General features: G+C 65.6%; 13 protein-coding genes. 9 read left to right on the forward strand and 4 right to left on the reverse strand.

All coding sequences use genetic code 11. The features are described 5' to 3' along the window. Positions 1-8 precede the first annotated feature (8 nt). From ABFA30_RS20220 to ABFA30_RS20240, 5 genes are all read left to right on the forward strand, one after another. On the forward strand, positions 9-383 hold the full coding sequence (locus ABFA30_RS20220; protein ID WP_225786952.1) for a phage holin family protein: 375 nt from the start codon (positions 9-11) through the stop codon (positions 381-383). After that, the gene (locus ABFA30_RS20225) at positions 380-706 is read left to right on the forward strand and encodes a hypothetical protein (protein WP_225786953.1); all 327 of its coding nucleotides are present in this window, start codon (positions 380-382) and stop codon (positions 704-706) included. The genes ABFA30_RS20220 and ABFA30_RS20225 overlap by 4 nt, the downstream gene beginning before the upstream one ends. 75 nt (positions 707-781) lie before the next feature. Then, on the forward strand, positions 782-2,113 hold the full coding sequence (locus ABFA30_RS20230; protein ID WP_410045840.1) for a deoxyguanosinetriphosphate triphosphohydrolase: 1,332 nt from the start codon (positions 782-784) through the stop codon (positions 2,111-2,113). A gap of 278 nt (positions 2,114-2,391) precedes the next feature. Further along, on the forward strand, positions 2,392-3,012 hold the full coding sequence (locus ABFA30_RS20235) for a response regulator transcription factor (RefSeq protein ID WP_225787154.1): 621 nt from the start codon (positions 2,392-2,394) through the stop codon (positions 3,010-3,012). A 12-nt stretch (positions 3,013-3,024) separates the two neighbouring features. Beyond that, positions 3,025-6,636: a transporter substrate-binding domain-containing protein gene (locus tag ABFA30_RS20240; RefSeq protein ID WP_410045841.1), complete on the forward strand. Its 3,612-nt coding sequence runs from the start codon at positions 3,025-3,027 to the stop codon at positions 6,634-6,636. Between the two features lie 33 nt (positions 6,637-6,669). Here the strand turns inward: ABFA30_RS20240 and ABFA30_RS20245 are convergent, their stop codons facing one another. Continuing rightward, positions 6,670-7,017: a YggL family protein gene (locus ABFA30_RS20245; protein ID WP_225786956.1), complete on the reverse strand. Its 348-nt coding sequence runs from the start codon at positions 7,015-7,017 to the stop codon at positions 6,670-6,672. A gap of 185 nt (positions 7,018-7,202) precedes the next feature. Here ABFA30_RS20245 and dacB point away from each other — a divergent pair, with 185 nt between their 5' ends. After that, the gene (gene dacB / locus ABFA30_RS20250) at positions 7,203-8,666 is read left to right on the forward strand and encodes a D-alanyl-D-alanine carboxypeptidase/D-alanyl-D-alanine-endopeptidase (RefSeq protein WP_410045842.1); all 1,464 of its coding nucleotides are present in this window, start codon (positions 7,203-7,205) and stop codon (positions 8,664-8,666) included. A 78-nt stretch (positions 8,667-8,744) separates the two neighbouring features. Here dacB and ABFA30_RS20255 read toward each other — a convergent pair whose 3' ends face one another. Together ABFA30_RS20255 and rlmKL are read right to left on the reverse strand one after the other, a co-directional pair. Further along, positions 8,745-11,138, reverse strand: coding sequence for a diguanylate cyclase (locus ABFA30_RS20255; protein ID WP_253167550.1), 2,394 nt, complete (start codon positions 11,136-11,138; stop codon positions 8,745-8,747). Positions 11,139-11,232: 94 nt separating this feature from the next. Beyond that, positions 11,233-13,425 carry a bifunctional 23S rRNA (guanine(2069)-N(7))-methyltransferase RlmK/23S rRNA (guanine(2445)-N(2))-methyltransferase RlmL gene (gene rlmKL, locus ABFA30_RS20260; RefSeq protein WP_253080508.1) on the reverse strand — a complete coding sequence of 731 codons (2,193 nt, stop codon included), beginning with the start codon at positions 13,423-13,425 and terminating at the stop codon, positions 11,233-11,235. 550 nt (positions 13,426-13,975) lie between these two features. Here rlmKL and rmf point away from each other — a divergent pair. Further along, on the forward strand, positions 13,976-14,191 hold the full coding sequence (rmf, locus tag ABFA30_RS20265; protein WP_225786960.1) for a ribosome modulation factor: 216 nt from the start codon (positions 13,976-13,978) through the stop codon (positions 14,189-14,191). Between the two features lie 98 nt (positions 14,192-14,289). Here the strand turns inward: rmf and ABFA30_RS20270 are convergent, their stop codons facing one another. Next, complete coding sequence (locus tag ABFA30_RS20270) at positions 14,290-15,315, reverse strand: quinone-dependent dihydroorotate dehydrogenase (RefSeq protein WP_225786961.1); 1,026 nt, start codon at positions 15,313-15,315, stop codon at positions 14,290-14,292. Positions 15,316-15,465: 150 nt separating this feature from the next. Here ABFA30_RS20270 and ABFA30_RS20275 point away from each other — a divergent pair, with 150 nt between their 5' ends. Continuing rightward, on the forward strand, positions 15,466-16,659 hold the full coding sequence (locus ABFA30_RS20275; protein ID WP_410046061.1) for a CmpA/NrtA family ABC transporter substrate-binding protein: 1,194 nt from the start codon (positions 15,466-15,468) through the stop codon (positions 16,657-16,659). 11 nt (positions 16,660-16,670) lie between these two features. Next, positions 16,671-17,246 (forward strand): ANTAR domain-containing response regulator, encoded by a 576-nt coding sequence (locus ABFA30_RS20280; protein WP_225786963.1) that lies wholly within the window; start codon positions 16,671-16,673, stop codon positions 17,244-17,246. The last annotated feature ends 38 nt before the right edge of the window (positions 17,247-17,284 follow it).

The raw sequence follows: 17,284 nt of genomic DNA on the forward strand, positions 1-17,284 counted from the left end.
GAGTTCCCATGGAAAACGACGCTCTGGGCACCAGCGCTTCCGGCAAGCGCCTTGGCGCGGCCTTGCTCGGCCTGCTGCACAGCCATGTCGAGCTGTTCGGCATCGAACTGCAGGAGCAGAAAGCCCGTACCCTCAGCCTGCTGCTGTTCGCCGGCCTGGCGCTGGTGTTCGCTTTGCTGCTGCTGACCGCACTGTCCGGGCTGGTCCTGGTGCTGCTGTGGGACAGTTATCGCCTGGCCGGCATCATTGGCCTGTGCGTGTTCTATGGCGTCGCCGCCCTGTACTGCGGGTTGCGTCTGAAGGCCGCGGTGTTCGACGAATCGTCGCCGTTCAGCGCCACCCTCGAGGAACTTGCCAAGGACAGGGAGCGCCTGTTGCCATGAACCTGCCTGAACTCCCCAATACCCGTAATCCCCGTGAACTGCGCAAGGCACTGTTGCGCCTGCGCCTGGAAATGCACCGCCAGGAGATCCGCCACGAATCGGCGCAGTTGGTCGAGCCGGTCAGGCGCCTGCGTGGCATGGGCAGCTCGCTGCAAGATGGCCTGGGCATCCGGCATGCGCCGCTGTGGGGCCTGGGCGCGGTGGTCGCGCTGGGCTTTCTCACCGGCAAGGGCGTGCGCAGCGGCAATCTCAGCCGCCTGGTGCGCCTGGGCAGCAGCCTGGTGCCCTTGGTCCGCCTGTTCCTGCACAACCGGCGCGGCTGAGCGGTCGCGCCTGCCGCTTGCGCGGGCGCGCCTGACACGGGAAGCTATGGCGTCCACCTGACGGGAGATCGAGCCTTGGACTGGCATACCCTGCTGACCCGCGAACGCCTGGGCAAAGCCCTGTACAGCCCCGAGGAACTGGGGCGCAGCCCCTTCCACAAGGACCACGACCGCATCATCTTCTCTGGCGCGTTCCGCCGCCTGGGGCGCAAGACCCAGGTCCACCCGGTCTCCAGCAACGATCATATCCACACCCGCCTGACCCACTCGCTGGAAGTCAGTTGCGTCGGCCGCTCCCTGGGCATGCGCGTCGGCGAGCCCCTGCGCGACAGCCTGCCTGACTGGTGCGAGCCCAGCGACCTGGGCATGATCGTGCAGTCGGCCTGCCTGGCCCACGACATTGGCAACCCGCCGTTCGGCCACTCCGGCGAAGATGCCATCCGCCACTGGTTCCAACAGGCCGCTGGACGTGGCTGGCTGGACGACATGAGCGACGACGAACGGGCCGACTTCCTCAACTTCGAAGGCAACGCCCAAGGTTTTCGTGTCCTGACCCAACTGGAGTACCACCAGTTCGACGGTGGCACCCGGCTGACCTACGCCACCCTGGGCACCTACCTGAAGTACCCCTGGAGCGCCCGTCACGCCGATGCCCTGGGCTACAAGAAGCACAAGTTCGGCTGCTACCAGAGCGAACTGCCACTGCTGCAACAGATCGCCCGCAAGCTCGGCCTGCCACAGCTGGAAGAGCAGCGCTGGGCACGCCATCCACTGGTGTACCTGATGGAGGCGGCAGACGATATCTGCTACGCGCTGATCGACCTGGAAGACGGCCTGGAGATGGAGCTGCTGCAATACGCCGAGGTCGAGGCCTTGCTGCTCGACCTGGTCGGCGACGACCTCCCCGACACCTACCGTCAGTTGGGGCCCGGCGACTCGCGGCGACGCAAGCTGGCGATCCTGCGCGGCAAGGCCATCGAGCATTTGACCAATGCCGCCGCCCAGGCCTTCGTCGAACAGCAGCCGGCCCTGCTCGCCGGTTGCCTGGCAGGCGACTTGGTCGAGCATATGCACGGCCCGGCCAAACGCTGCGTGCTGCAGGCCAAGGACATGGCGCGCAAGAAGATCTTCCAGGACAAGCGCAAGACGCTGCACGAGATCGGCGCCTATACCACCCTGGAGATTCTCCTCAACGCATTCTGCGCAGCCGCCCTGGAACAGCACGGAGGCCGCACGCCCTCCTTCAAGAGCCGACGTGTCCTGGACCTGCTCGGCAACCATGCCCCAGACCCACAAGGCTCACTGCACAACGCCTACCTGCGCATGATCGATTTCATCGCCGGCATGACCGACAGCTACGCCAGTGAAATGGCCTGCGAAATGACCGGTCGCTCCAGCCCAACCTGAAAGACCACAAACCGACCATGGCATGCATCGGCATGCTCTGAAGGAAATTTCCTAGGTCATCGCAGGACAAACTAAACAGCCGCCCCAACTTTTCAATAAAAAGTTACCAAACAACGAATTGACATGACTTATTCGTGATCAATTCGTAGCGCTGGTAACTTTTTACTGTAGGTAAATTCCCATATACGGCCCACAGCCGTTTCCTCCATGTCCCGACGACTTCCAACTGAGCTAAGGTGCGCACTGTTTCCGACAGCTGCCGCATTAGGAAGTTGAATATGCACTCCGTATTTATTGTCGACGACCATCCCGTTATCCGGCTGGCCGTTCGCATGTTGCTGGAAAACCAGAACTACAGGATCGTCGGTGAGTCGGACAATGGCGTCGATGCCATGCAGATGATCCGCGAAACGCGCCCCGACCTGGTCATCCTCGATATCGCCATCCCCAAACTGGACGGCCTGGAGGTGCTGTCGCGCTTCCAGGCCATGGCGCTGCCTCTGAAGGTGCTGGTGCTGACGGCCCAGTCGCCAGCGCTTTTCGCGGTGCGCTGCATGCACTCGGGTGCCGCCGGCTATGTCTGCAAGCAGGAAGACCTGGGCGAACTGCTCAGCGCGATCAAGGCCGTACTTGCCGGCTACAACTACTTCCCCAGCCAGGCAGTCAACAGCAATCCGGGAAAAGTGAACAACGAGGAACAACTTTTCCGACAGGTCAATGACCGAGAGTTGATGGTCCTGCAACTTTTCGCACAAGGTAGAAGCAACAAGGAAATTGCAAAAGGCATGTTTCTCAGCAACAAGACGGTCAGTACCTACAAGAAGCGCCTGATGCAAAAACTCCAGGTCGATACCTTGGTCGACCTGATCGATGTGGCCAAACGCAATGCATTGGTCTGAGGTGGGTAGGTAATGAAGCGCTACCTGACCTGCCTGTGCATCGTCCTGGCCCTGGCCTGTGGCAAGGCCTACGCGGCACAGGCCGATGCCGAGGCCTTCACCCTGCTCACGCGATCGACGGTCAAGCCCACCCGCCCCGAACTGACCGAGGCGCAACGCCAGTGGCTGGAAGGCAAACAGGAACTGGTGATGGGTGCATCCTTTCCGGATTACCCGCCCTTCGACATCACCACCGGCGGCCGCGACTACCAGGGGCTCACCGCCGAATATGCCGGCCTGATCGGCCAGGTGCTCGGCTTGCCGGTACGGGTGCTGCGATTTTCCAGCCGCCAGGCGGCGGTCGACGCGCTCAAGCAGGGCCGCATCGACCTGCTCGGCAGCGCCAATGGCTACGAAGCCTCGGCGGGCCTGGCGCTGTCCCGGCCCTACGCCATCGACCAGCCGGTGCTGGTGACCCGCGAGGACGAAATGCGCCCCTTGGACGACGGGCTCGCAGGCATGCGCCTGAGCATGCTCTACCACTACCTGCCCGCGCGAGAAGTGCATGACAACTATCCGCAGGCCGAGCTCCTGGCCTTCCCCTCGTCCACCCAGGCACTCAACGCCGTGGCCTTCGGCCAGGCCGACGTGTTCATCGGCGACACCATCTCCACCCACTACCAGCTCAACCGGGGCCACCTGCCCCTGCTGCGCATGGCCAGCTTCGGCAATCACGAAGCCATCGGCTTCAGCTTCGCCATGCGCCGCGAGGATACCCAGCTCAAGGCACTGGTCGATGCCGTGCTCGACAGCCAGCCCAACGCCGTGACCGCCAGTATCTTCAAGCGCTGGAGCGCCGGCAGCGACATGCTCCTGACCGACCGCAAGCTGCAATTGACGCCGGACGAGGAGCACTGGCTGCAGCAGCACCCGGTGATGCGCGTCGCCGTCAACGAAACCGCGGCCCCGGTGTCCTACTTCGACGGCAGCGGCCATTTCCGTGGGATCGCCGCCGACCTGCTGGAGTTGATCCGCCTGCGCACCGGGCTGCGCTTCGAGGTCCAGCGGGCCAGCGGCATCCGTGACATGATCGCCCGCCTCAAGGACGGCCGGGCGGACGTGATCGCGGCCATTTCCAGCGACGAGAAACACGACGGCGCCTTGCGGATCAGCCGTCCCTACCTGGAAAGCAACTACGTGCTGGTGACCCGTGCCGGCCCTGGACAAGCCTCCTCCCTCGAGCAATTGCAGGGCAAGCGGGTCGCCATCACCCGCGATAGCCTCATGGCCGAACTGCTCGCGACGCAGCACCCTCAGGTCAGGCGGATCGAGACCGAAAGCCCGTTCTTTTCCATGGCGCTGCTCGGCAGCGGCGCGGTGGATGCGGCGATCGCCACCTTGATCGACGCCAATCATGCGCTGGCCGGCAATCCCGACCTGGTCATCCGCCGCACGATCGGCAACGAGCCAGCCACCTTCACGATGGCCAGCACCGGCCAGGCCCAGGCGCTCGCCTCGATCCTCGACAAGGCCCTGCTGAGCATCTCGCCGGAAGAACTGGGTGTGATCAACAGCCGCTGGCGTGGCTATGGCGTGCAGGACGATGCCCATTGGCGGGAGTTTCGCCGCCTGGCCGTGCGGGTGTTGCTGGGCTTCGGCCTGCTGCTGTTGCTGGCGCTGGTCTGGAACGCCCGCCTGCGCCGGCAGATCCGGCATCGCCAGCGCGCCGAACGGGCGCTGAGCGACCAGTTGGAGTTCATGCGCGCACTGCTCAACGGCACTCCCCACCCGATGTACGTACGCGATCGCGAGGGGCGCCTGCAAAGCTGCAACGACAGCTACCTGGAGGCCGTCCAGGCGCAGCCCGCGGAGGTCATCGGCAAGCGCCTGGCAGACAGCCTGTGCAGCGACCCTGAACATACCCGGCAGATCGAGGCCGACTACCAGCAGGTCATGGAGGCCGGCACGCCACTGATCCTGGATCGTCCTCTGCAAATGAAAGGACGGGAGCTGACCATCTACCACTGGATCCTGCCCTACCGCGACTCGCTGGGCGAGGTGCAGGGGATCATCGGCGGCTGGATCGATATCAGCGACCGGCGCAAGTTGGTCCAGGCCCTGCGCCAGGCCAAGCAGCAAGCCGACGATGCCAATCGCGCCAAGAGTACCTTCCTGGCCACCATCAGCCATGAGATCCGTACACCGATGAACGCCATCATCGGCATGCTCGAGCTGGCCGTCAGGCGGGCGGACCAGGGGCAGTTGGACCGACCGGCACTGGAGGTCGCCTACCATTCGGCCAAGGACCTGCTGGGCCTGATCGGCGACATCCTCGACATCGTCAGGATCGAGTCCGGCCACCTGTCCCTGTCCGTGGAACCGGTCGACCTGGGTGCACTGGTCGAGTCGGTGGGCCGGGTCTTCGATGGCCTGGCGCGGCAGAAAGGGCTGTCCCTGGAAGTGGTCATCGCAGCGAACGCACGCTGCCATGCGTTGCTCGATCCGCTGCGCTTCAAGCAGGTGCTGTCCAACCTGGTCAGCAACGCCATCAAGTTCACCGAACACGGCCAGGTGCGCATCAGCATGGCCCTGCACGACGAAAACCCGGCAGCCGGCCCGACCCTTGACCTGGAGGTGCGCGACAGTGGCATCGGCATCCGTGAAGACGAACTGCGTCAGCTGTTCAACCCATTCGTCCAGGCCAACCCCCACAGCGAGGGCGCACGTGCCGGCACCGGCCTGGGCCTGGCCATCAGCCGCAACCTGTGCCAGATGATGGGCGGCGACCTGACGCTCGAGAGCCTGCAAGGGGTCGGCACCCGCGTCCGCCTGCAGATGCCCCTGCAGCGCGTCGCGGCGCCCTCGTCCGCCCCCCCTGACGTCGCGGACGTGGACACACCGGATACCCGGCTGAACGTGCTGGTGATCGACGACCACCCGGCCAACCAGTTGCTGATGGCGCAGCAACTGGGGTTCCTCGGGCTGCGCCATGCCAGCGCCGGCGATGGCCGCGAAGGCCTGGAGAAATGGCGCGAGGGCGGTTTCGATGTGCTGATCCTCGATTGCAACATGCCGCACATGAGCGGCTACCAGGTCGCCGAGGCGGTACGCGCCGAGGAAGGCGCGCAAGGCCGGCCGCGCTGCGTCATCCTCGGCTATACCGCCAACGCCCAGCCCGAGATCCGCCAGAAATGCCTGGACGCCGGCATGGACGACTGCCTGCTCAAGCCCATCGGCCTGCGCACCCTGAAGCAGCGCCTGGCCAGCGTAACGCCCTGCGCGCCATCCCCACGCAAGCACAAGCGTTTCACGCTCGACGGGCTGGCGACCATCGTCGGCGACAACCAGGAAGATCGCCAGCGCCTGCTGGCCACCCTGCTGCAAAGCCTGCAGCAGGACCTGGCCATCTTGATGGCCATCGATCCACACGAAGATGCCCAGGCGATCGCCGGCCAGGCGCACAAGATCCTCAGCGCGGCACGGATGCTGGAAGCCAGGGAGTTGATGGCGGCCTGCGAGGCCCTTGAACAGGAAGATTTACCGCTGATGCAGCTCAAGCTGCGACGGCAGGCACTGGCGCGGCACATGCGCCGCGTCGAGGAAGCGCTGGCCCGGTACCTGCACGGCCCGGTCGGCGCTCGGTGAAGCGGCACGCCGACGGCGGCCGCTTCGGCAGGATCAATCGGCCTTGGCGTTGATCGGCTTGTCCGGATACCAGGCGTCCAGCAGCGGGCTGACTTCGATCTTGGTCAGTTCGCCACGGCCCTTGAGCCAGGCCTCGACGGTAGCGCGCTGCTCTTCGCTGACCGAACCACGCTTGGCCAGGCAGACCAGGCCGAAGTCATCGCCGCCGACGTAGTCCAGGCCGTTGGCATCCATGGCCTCTGCGAGGAAGGCGTCGAGGAAGGCATCGATGGCTTCTTCGGACAGGTCTTCCTTGAATTCCAGGTTCAGTTCGAAACCCAGCTCCTGGAACTCATCCACGCACAGCTTCTTGCGCAGACGACGGGAACGGTTGGTAGCCATGAAACAATCCTCTTGAGTAATAACGCGCGGCACTTTACCAGTTTCCGTGGCGATGCGGCGCTTTTCCGTCGGACATGGCCCATGGGCGGTACGCTTGGGGCATAATGCGCACTATATTTCGTCTGGGGGCCATCATCTCGTACAGCCCCGTTGTCCTTTCCCTCGTACGCAGGGTTCCAGTACCTATGATCAAAACGCTCCGCCCACTGCTCCTCGCCGGCCTGCTCCTGCCACTGGCCATGCCCAGCCAGGCCGCCCCCGTCAACACCACCCTGTCGCCCAAGGTGCAGCAGGCGCTGAAGAACAACAAGCTGCAGAATTCTGCCCTGTCCCTGGTGATGCTGCCCCTCGATGGGCCAGGCACACCGACGATCTACAACGCCGACGTGTCGGTGAACCCGGCGTCGACCATGAAGCTGGTCACCACCTACGCCGCCCTGGAACTGCTCGGCCCGACCTTCCAGTGGAAGACCGAGTTCTATACCGATGGCACCCTGAGCAACGGCGTGCTCAACGGCAATCTGTACCTCAAGGGCGGCGGCGATCCGAAGCTGAACATGGAGAAGCTCTGGCTGCTGATGCGCGACCTGCGGGCCAACGGGGTACGCACCGTCAGCGGTGACCTGGTGCTCGATCGCAGCCACTTCGTCCAGCCCAACCTGCCCCAGTTCGACGATGACGGCGGCGACATGAACAAGCCGTTCCTGGTCAGGCCCGACTCGCTGCTGGTCAACCTCAAGGCCCTGCGCTTCGTCGCCCGTAACGACGGCGGCAAGGTGACGGTATCGGTCGAACCACCAATCGCCAACATCCGCATCGACAACCAGGTCAAGGCCCTAACGTCCCGGCAGTGCACCGGTGAGGTGCGCTACAACCCGACGGTGCAGGCCAATGGTGTCAGCGTCGTGGTCAGCGGCCAGTTGGGCGATGGCTGCAACTCCCAGACCTACCTGGCGCTGCTCGACCATCCGACCTATGCCGCCGGCGCCGTGCGGGCGATCTGGAGCGAGCTGGGCGGTACCATCCAGGGCCGCGACCGCGTCGAGAACGTGCCCAAGAGCGCACGCCTGCTGACCCGCGCGTTCTCGCCAGACCTGGTGGAAGTGATCCGCGACATCAACAAGTACAGCAACAACACCATGGCCCAGCAGTTGTTCCTCAGCCTGGGCGCGCAGTTCCGTACCGACGTCGACGGCGACGACGCCCGTGCCGCCCAGCGCGTGGTGCGCCAGTGGCTGGCGCGCAAGGGCATCACCGCGCCACACCTGGTGATGGAGAACGGATCCGGGCTGTCTCGCGCCGAGCGGGTCAGCACGCGGGAGATGGCGGCGCTGCTCAAGGCGGCGTGGAAGAGCCCTTATTCGGCCGAGTTCATCAGTTCCATGCCCTTGGTAGGCATGGACGGCACCATGCGCAAGCGGCTCAAGCGCACCGCCCTGACCGGCGAGGGCCACATCAAGACCGGGACGCTCAATACCGTGCGGGCGATTGCCGGGTACACTCGGGACAGCAACGGCCATACCTGGGCAGTGGCGGCAATCCTCAACGATCCCCGGCCCTGGGGGGCTTCGCAGGTGCTTGACCAGGTCTTGTTGGACCTTTATCGGCAACCGAAGCTGATCGAGCGTACGGCGGCTACAGGGCCCTGATGGGCTTGGGGCCGCAAAGCGGCCCCCAAAATGGCGTACTTGCCTACACATAATGCCGAAATCCCGCCCTGCCAAACCTCAGGACAACTCCGCCTCGACCCGATCCCGCCCCGCCTGTTTCGCCGCATACACCCCGGCATCGGCCCGCAGCAACAGCGCATCGGCGCCCTCTCCCGGCCGCCAGCCCGCCACCCCGAAGCTCGCCGTCACCCTGCCCACGCCCTCCACCGCCACACTGCGAACCCCCTGCCACAACTCCAGCGCCAGCGAGCGCGCCTGCTCGGCATTGCTCCCCGGGCACAGCACCATGAACTCCTCTCCCCCCAGCCGACAGAACACATCGGTACGCCGCAGCCTGTGCCCGATACGCTGGCACAGGCTGCGCAACACATGGTCGCCCACCGCATGCCCGTACTGGTCGTTGATCCGCTTGAAATGATCGATATCGAGCATGATCACCGCCAGGTCCAGGCCATCCCGCTGGGCCCGTTCCAGCTCGCTCTTGAGCCGCTCCTGAAAGTAGCGGCGGTTGTGGATACCGGTCAGCGCATCGGTGACCGAGAGAGTCCTGAGCTCTTCCTCGACCCGCTTGAGATCGGAAATGTCGGTCAGGTAGCCATGCCACAAGGTACAGCCATCCTCGCCCTCCTCCGGCGTCGCCTCGCCACGGACCCAACGCAGGCCTGCCCGGGGCAGGACCACCCGGTATTCCTCGCGCCACGGCGTGAGATGCTCGGCCGAATAGCGCACTGACCTGCGCACCCGGTCCAGGTCGTCAGGGTGGATGCGCTCGAACACCACCGTGGCATCCTGGCGCAGCAGCTGCAGGTCGACCTCATAGATGTCGTACAAGCCTTTGCTGGCATAGGGGAAACAGGAACGCCCATCAGCGTCCAGGCGGTACTGGTAGATGCCACCGGGGACTTCGGCGCTGAGCTTTTCCAGCAGGCGATCACGCACGGCCAACGCTTCGAGGACACGCCGGCGCTCGGTGACGTCGATGCAGATCGCCAGGTAGCCGACCCACAGGCCTTGCTCGTCGAGCACCGCGGTGACCAGCATGTTGCCCAACAGGTGGCTGCCATCCTTGCGCACCAGGGTCCACTCCCCCGGTTCGCCACCGCCCTCCTGCACCGTCTCGGCGAACATCGCCTGGCCACCGCAGATCTCGCGCCCGTAGCGCAGGCTCAAGGCGTGGGCACGCTGATGCAATTCCTCGGGCTGGACCAGGTCCTCCAGCGTCAAGTGGCCGATCGCCTCGCGGGCCGTGTAGCCGAACATCCGCTCGGCGCCGGCATTGAAGGTGCTGACCAAGCCCTTGAGGCTGGTGGCGATGATCGCCACCTGGGTCGCGGCATCCAGCACGCTGCGCAACTGGTTGTGGGTCTCGCGCAGGGACTGCTCGCTGACCCGCAGCTCGGCGGTACGCTGCTCGACCAGGTGCAAGGCCCGCTGCCGTTGGCTGAACAGGCTGTAGAGCAAGGCGCTGAGCAATACGCTCAGCAAGCCGCCCAACAGGCTGACCGCCAGGACCACGGAGGCGCGATTGGCCCGGAGAAAGACCAGGCTGGGACGAATGTCGAGCTGGTAATGATGGTCGGCCAGGTGCAACAGGTGCCGGCTGGCCAATCGCACCCGGGCGACCGGGCTCTGCGAGTCGAACAGCACTTCGTCGCCACTCGGCCCGGAGGTATCGAGGATACGCACCACCAGGTTGTCCTCGGCCGCTGGCGGCAGGCCCTCGGCGATCAACTGATGCAGGCTCAGCAGCGCCATCACGTAGCCGGCGGGTGGGCCGCCGAGGGCGTTCTCGGTGAACACCGGCGCCACCATCAGCAAGCCTCGGACAGCCCCCGCTTCGGCGTTGATCACATCCAGCGGCGCGGACACCGCTATGCTACCCGGCGAGACGGCCCGGGCCAGGGTCGCCTCGCGCTGGGGCTGGCCACGCAGGTCCAGGCCCGCGGGCAGGCCCAGCACGTCAGAAGACTGGGTGTAGAGCACCGGATAATGAGGGTTGCGGGGCGCTGCCGGGCGCCAACCGCCCTGCCCGTCCTGGTCGCGGATGCGGTAGTCCTGGCCGAGCCAGGCGCTGGCCCGTCGCTCGAAGTCATCGCGCTGCCCGGCCTCGACCCGCGGCGCCCAGGCGTAGGCCTGGGTCCGGTGCTGCAGCGGGCGGGCATAGCCGTCGAATTCCCGGGGGGTGATTTCGTTGGAGTAGGTGAAGAAGCGCCGCAAGCCATCCAGCCGTTGCTCCTGGTCGTCGAAGCGTTCGGCGATACGGCTGTAGCGCTCATTGGCCAGCAGGTCGAAGCGTTGGCGCAACTGCTGCTTGTAGAGGCTCTGCGCGGCGATGGCCAGCGCGGCCGTGAGCAGGCCGCCCGCGACCAGGGCCGCCAAGGCCACGGCCCAGGCGGACAGCGCTTCGCTGAACAGGCCGAGCACCTTCGCACGCACGCCACACTTCGACATAGAGCATTCTCATCACGTCAGCGTCCTGCGAATTGTCCAGCCCTATGCTGATTTATAGCCATTGGCCATCAGCCCCGCAACGTACCTCGTCGACTCACCGCGCTTGCAGGCGCCAGGCCCTGTGGATCCGGTTGTTGCGCGCGAAATCCGGGTCCAGGGTCTGGGCACTGATCTCCTCCACCGCGTAACGCTCGACCAGGCTCGCGTCGAGCTGGAACTTGCGGAAGTTGTTGGAGAAGTACAGCACACCGCCCGGCGCCAGGCGGGCCATGGCCAGGTCGAGCAGTTGCACGTGATCGCGCTGCACGTCGAACACACCTTCCATGCGCTTGGAGTTGGAGAAGGTCGGCGGGTCGATGAAGATCAGGTCGTAGCTGTCCTGGTTGTCTTCCAGCCAGGCCATCACATCGCCCTGCTCCAGGCGGTGACGCTCGGAGAAGCCGTTGAGCGACAGGTTGCGCCGCGCCCAGTCGAGGTAGGTCTTGGACAAGTCGACGCTGGTGGTGCTGCGCGCGCCGCCCTTGGCCGCATGGACCGTGGCCGTGGCGGTGTAGCAGAACAGGTTGAGGAAGCGCTTGCCGGCCGCCTCGCGCTGGATGCGCAGGCGCATCGGCCGATGGTCGAGGAACAGGCCGGTGTCCAGATAGTCGGTGAGGTTGACCAGCAGCTTGACGCCGCCCTCGTTCACGGTCTGGAAGCGGCCTTCGCTGCCCTGGCGCTCGTACTGGCGCGTGCCACTCTGGCGCTCACGGCGCTTGAGCACCACGCGCTGCGGGTCGATGCCCAACGCCTGGGGGATCGCCGCCAGGGCGTCGAGCAGGCGAGCCTGGGCCTTGTCCGGGTCGACCGAGCGCGGCGCGGCGTACTCCTGGACATGCACCCAATCCTGGTAGAGGTCGACCGCCAGGGCATATTCCGGCATGTCGGCATCGTACAGGCGGTAGCAGTCGACCTGCTCGCGCCGGGCCCACTTGCCCAGCTGGCGCAGGTTCTTCTGCAAACGGTTGGCGAACATCTGCGCCCCCTCGGACAGACGCGCCGGCTCACTGGCCACGCTCGCAGGCCGCCCCGGCTCGCCAGCCTCGGCATCGGCCTGGCGACGCTCGCCGGTGACGAACTGGTCGGGCTGCACCTTGAACAGCAGCAGCTTGCAGGGCAGCGCGCCGTTCCAGAAGGCGTATTGCTTGTGGCTGCGGATGCCCATGCGCTTGCCCAGCTCCGGAGCGCCGGTGAACACCGCCGCCTCCCAGCCCAGGCACGCCTGGCGCAGGCGTTCGCCGAGGTTCTGGTAGAGGTACAGCAGGCTGGCCTCGTCGCCCAGGCGCTCACCGTAGGGCGGGTTGCTGATCACCAGGCCTTTCTGGTTCTGGTCCGGGCGCGGCTCGAAGCTGCCGACCTCACCCTGGTAGATCTTCACCCAATCCCCCAGCCCGGCGCGCTCGACGTTGTTGCGCCCTGGCTGGATCAGCCGTGGGTCGGCCTCATAGCCGCGAATCCACAGCGCTGGCCTGGCCAACCCGGCCTGGGCACGGGCCTGGGCCTCGTCGTGCAGTTTGCGCCACAGCGCCGGCACATGGCCGAGCCAGGCGCTGAAGCCCCAGCGCTCGCGCTTGAGGTTCGGGGCGATATCGGCGGCCATCATCGCCGCCTCGACCAGGAAAGTACCGACACCGCACATGGGGTCGGCTAGGGCGCCGCCCTGGGCGGCGATACGCGGCCAACCGGCACGGATCAGCACCGCCGCCGCCAGGTTTTCCTTCAACGGCGCAGCGCCCTGCTGCAGGCGATAGCCACGCTGGTGCAGGCTGTGCCCGGACAGGTCGAGAGAGAGGATCGCCTCGCCACGCTCCAGGCGCAGGTGCACGCGCAGGTCCGGGTCGATCTTGTCCACCGACGGGCGCTGCCCCTCACGGTTGCGCAGCTTGTCGACGATGGCGTCCTTGACCTTGAGGGCGCCGAAGTGGCTGTTGTCGATGCCCGAACCATGGCCACTGAACTCCACCGCCAGGGTGCCGTCGGCGGCCAGGTGGTCCTGCCAGTCGACCCCGTGCACGCCCTGGTAGAGTTCGTCAGCGTTCTTCATGGCGAAACGCTTGAGTACCAGCAGCACGCGGTTGGCCAGGCGCGACCAGAGGCACAGGCGGTAGGCGGTTTCCATGTCGGCCAGGCCACGGATGGCCGAGGTGTGCTCGCGCACATCGTCCAGGCCCAGGCCGCGGGCCTCCTCGGCGAGCAGGCCTTCCAGGCCCTTGGGGCAGGTGAGATAGAGTTCGAAACGGTCCGACATGAGCAATCCAGAGCCTTGGGCTGAGTGAGTGACAGGGCGACGCATCGCCCCGCCGATGTTTGCCCGAACACCCTTCCAGCAGGCGTCCGAGTGGCCTTGCCCGTCTTCGGGAAGCGCCAGGCCGCCTGATCGACATACCCTCCGCCCGTGGCGAAAGCAGGTTAGATCGTCAGGCAGTACGAAAATTTCCGGCGGCGAAGCAGCCGATGTGACCCTTCGTCGCATTACCTATTATTACCGTCATCCTCCAGCAGCACTGGCCAAATGACGCCAAGGGGCATTAAACCCTGATCATAGCGGGCTCAACGGCAAATAAAGTTGAGTCGCATTTATTTACTTATCCTCTGACCCTCGGAAAGGTTACGTCCTTATGACAAATCGATCATTCACAGTGTGACGCGCTTTGGTTAGAACTCCTCTTAGGCCGTCTCGCAACGGGACGGCACTTCTGCTCGCCACGCCGGCAGCGAGCGCATACCGGCAGAAAGATTCTGCCCGGCCTCGGAGAGGCCGACGGGACATTACAGTCAACAAGTGAGGGCAACACCCTATGAGAAGACTTAAGCGTGATCCGTTGGAAAGAGCATATTCACGTGGCTACCAGTATGGGGTCACCGGCAAATCCCGCGAGCTTTGCCCCTTCAACCTGCCATCCGTTCGCCAAGCCTGGATCAATGGCTGGCGTGAAGGACGGGGCGACAACTGGGACGGTCTGACCGGCACCGCTGGTATCCAGAGACTCAACGAAAATCACGCCGTTGGCTGAGCGAGGACACTGAATTCGAGTCACCATGCACGCCCTATCCGGGCGGCGGGCTGAGGCCCAGGGGCCCCTTCGAGGGGCCCTTTTTTATGCCCGCCGCTTTACTGGCGCGGCATCGCCGCAATGGCATCGACCGCTTCGCGGATCAATGCCGGCCCCTTGTAGATGAACCCCGAGTAGATCTGCACCAGGCTGGCGCCTGCGGCGATCTTCTGCGCCGCATGCCGGCCTTCGGTGATCCCCCCAGCGGCGATGATCGGCAGCTTGCCGCCCAGCTCGCCCGACAGCACCTTGACCGTATGGGTACTCTTCTCCAGCACCGGCGCACCGGACAGGCCACCCGCCTCGTCGCCGAACGGCAGGCCCTCGACACCCTCGCGGCCCAGGGTGGTGTTGGTGGCGATCACCGCATCCATGCCCGACTCCAGCAAGGCCGAGGCGACCAAGGCAGTTTCCTCGTCGGTCATGTCCGGGGCGATCTTGATCGCCAGCGGCACACGCTTGCCGTGCTCGAGCGCCAGTTGCTCGCGCCGCGCCGCCAGGGCATCGAGCAGTTGCTTGAGCGAATCGCCGAACTGCAGGGTGCGCAGGCCCGGCGTGTTGGGCGAGCTGACATTGACGGTGATGTAGCTGGCCGCGCCGTAGACCTTCTCCAGGCAGATCAGGTAGTCATCCACCGCACGCTCGACCGGGGTATCGAAGTTCTTGCCGATGTTGATGCCCAGCACACCGTCGTAGCGTGCGGCCCGTACCCGTGCCAGGAGGTGGTCGACGCCCAGGTTGTTGAAGCCCATGCGGTTGATGATCGCCGTCGCCTCCGGCAGGCGGAACAGCCGCGGCCGAGGGTTGCCCGGCTGTGCGCGCGGCGTCACGGTGCCGATCTCGACGAAACCGAACCCCAGCTGGGCGAAACCGTCGATGGCCGCGCCGTTCTTGTCCAGGCCCGCGGCCAGGCCCACCGGGTTGGCGAAGTTCAAGCCCATGACCGTCACCGGCAAAGCCGCCGGCTGCTTGCACAGCAGGCCATTGAGCCCGAGGCGGCCACCGGCGCCGATCAGGTCCAGGGACAGGTCGTGGGAGGTTTCCGGGGAAAGCTTGAACAGCAGCTGGCGGGCCAGGGTATACATGGGCGGGCAAGACTCGCGGTGAGTGAGGGGGAGGATTATAGCCAGCACGTCGCCCGGGCGACAGGGCCCTGGCACATGGGTTGCTTCGTCAGGCACAACGACAGCCTATCGAGCAACGGCGAGAACTCCGTGAATACACACTTTCCAAGCATGCCCCTGGCCTGGGTCAACGGCAGCGACGCGCCGGAAAAGACCAGCCTGGACATCGGCTTCATGGCCCTGACCGATTGCGCATCGGTGGTGGTGGCCGCCACCCAGGGCTTCGCCCAGTTCCACGGCCTGACCCTCAACCTCAAGCGCCAGGGGTCCTGGGCCGGCCTGCGCGACAAGCTGGTCAGCGGCGAACTCGACGCCGCCCACTGCCTGTACGGCCTGGTCTATGCCGTGCACCTAGGCATCGGCGGCGTACCGGCCCGCGACATGGCCGTGCTCATGGGCCTGAACCAGAACGCCCAGGCCATCAACCTGTCCCCGGCCCTGCAACGCCGGGGCGTGACCAGCCCTGAAGCACTGGCGCGCCTGGTGCACCAGCATGGCGCGCGCCTGACCTTCGCCCAGACCTTCCCCACCGGCACCCATGCCATGTGGCTGTACTACTGGCTGGCCAGCCAGGGCATCCACCCGCTGCGCGACGTGCACAGCGTGGTGGTGCCGCCGGCGCAGATGGCCGCGCATGTCCAGGCCGGGCGCATCGATGGGTTCTGCGTCGGCGAGCCGTGGTCCGCCGACGCCGTGACCAAGGGCCAGGGCTTCACCCTGGCCACCAGCCAGTCGATCTGGCCGGACCATCCGGAAAAGGTGCTCGGTTGCGCCCGCGCCTTCGTCGAGCAGTACCCCAACAGCGCCCGCGCCCTGGTCAAGGCCATCCTCGCCGCCAGCCGCTTCATCGAACAAAGCCAGGAAAACCGCCGAGGCACTGCCCAACTGCTCAGCGGCAAGGCATACCTGGACACCTCGCTGTCGAGCATCGAGGCGCGGCTGCTCGGCGACTACCAGGACGGCCTGGGCAACCAGTGGCACGACCGCCACGCCCTGCGGCTGTTCGACCAGGGCCGCGCCAACCTGCCCTACCTGTCCGACGGCATGTGGTTCATGACCCAGTTCCGCCGCTGGGGCCTGCTGCACGACGACCCCGACTACCTCGGCGTGGCCCGCCAGGTCCAGCAACTGGCGCTGTACCGTGAGGCGGCCACGGCGCTCGGCGTGCCGTGCGACGACTCGCCCATGCGCAGCAGCCTGCTGCTCGATGGCATCCACTGGGACGGCAGCGATCCCCACGGCTATGCCCGTGGCTTCCGCCTGCATGCCCTGGACGAGGCGCACGGCGTGCGCGCCGGTCTGTGAGGGGGACGAACATGCTGCGCATCCTGCTGATCGACGACACGGAAAAGAAAGTCGGCCGCCTCAAGGCCGCGCTGATCGAAGCCGGCTTCGAGGTGATCGAAGCCACGGGCCTGACCATCGACCTGCCCACCTGCGTCGAAACGGTGCATCCGGACGTGGTGTTGATCGATACCGAGTCACCGGGCCGGGACGTGATGGAACAGGTGGTGCTGGTCAGCCGCGACCGCCCCCGGCCCATCGTGCTCTTTACCGACGAACATGACCCAGGGGTGATGCGCCAGGCCATCCAGGCCGGCGTCAGTGCCTACATCGTCGAAGGCATCCAGGCGGTGCGCCTGCAGCCGATCCTCGACGTGGCCATGGCCCGCTTCGAGAGCGACCAGGCGCTCAAGGCCCAACTGCTGGCCCGCGACCAGCAACTGGCGGAGCGCAAGCGCATCGAGCAGGCCAAGGGGTTGTTGATGAAGATGAAGGACTGCAACGAGGAACAGGCCTACACCTTGATGCGGCGCCAGGCCATGAGCCGCCAGCAGAAGCTGATCCAGGTGGCCGAGCAGATCATCGCCATGCATGAAATGCTCGGCTGAAGCCAGGGCCTCGAGGATGTGAGCCCAGCCTCGAGATC

The organism is Pseudomonas sp. HLMP, assembly GCF_046365545.1.
In the GTDB taxonomy this organism is placed as follows: domain Bacteria; phylum Pseudomonadota; class Gammaproteobacteria; order Pseudomonadales; family Pseudomonadaceae; genus Aquipseudomonas; species Aquipseudomonas guariconensis_B.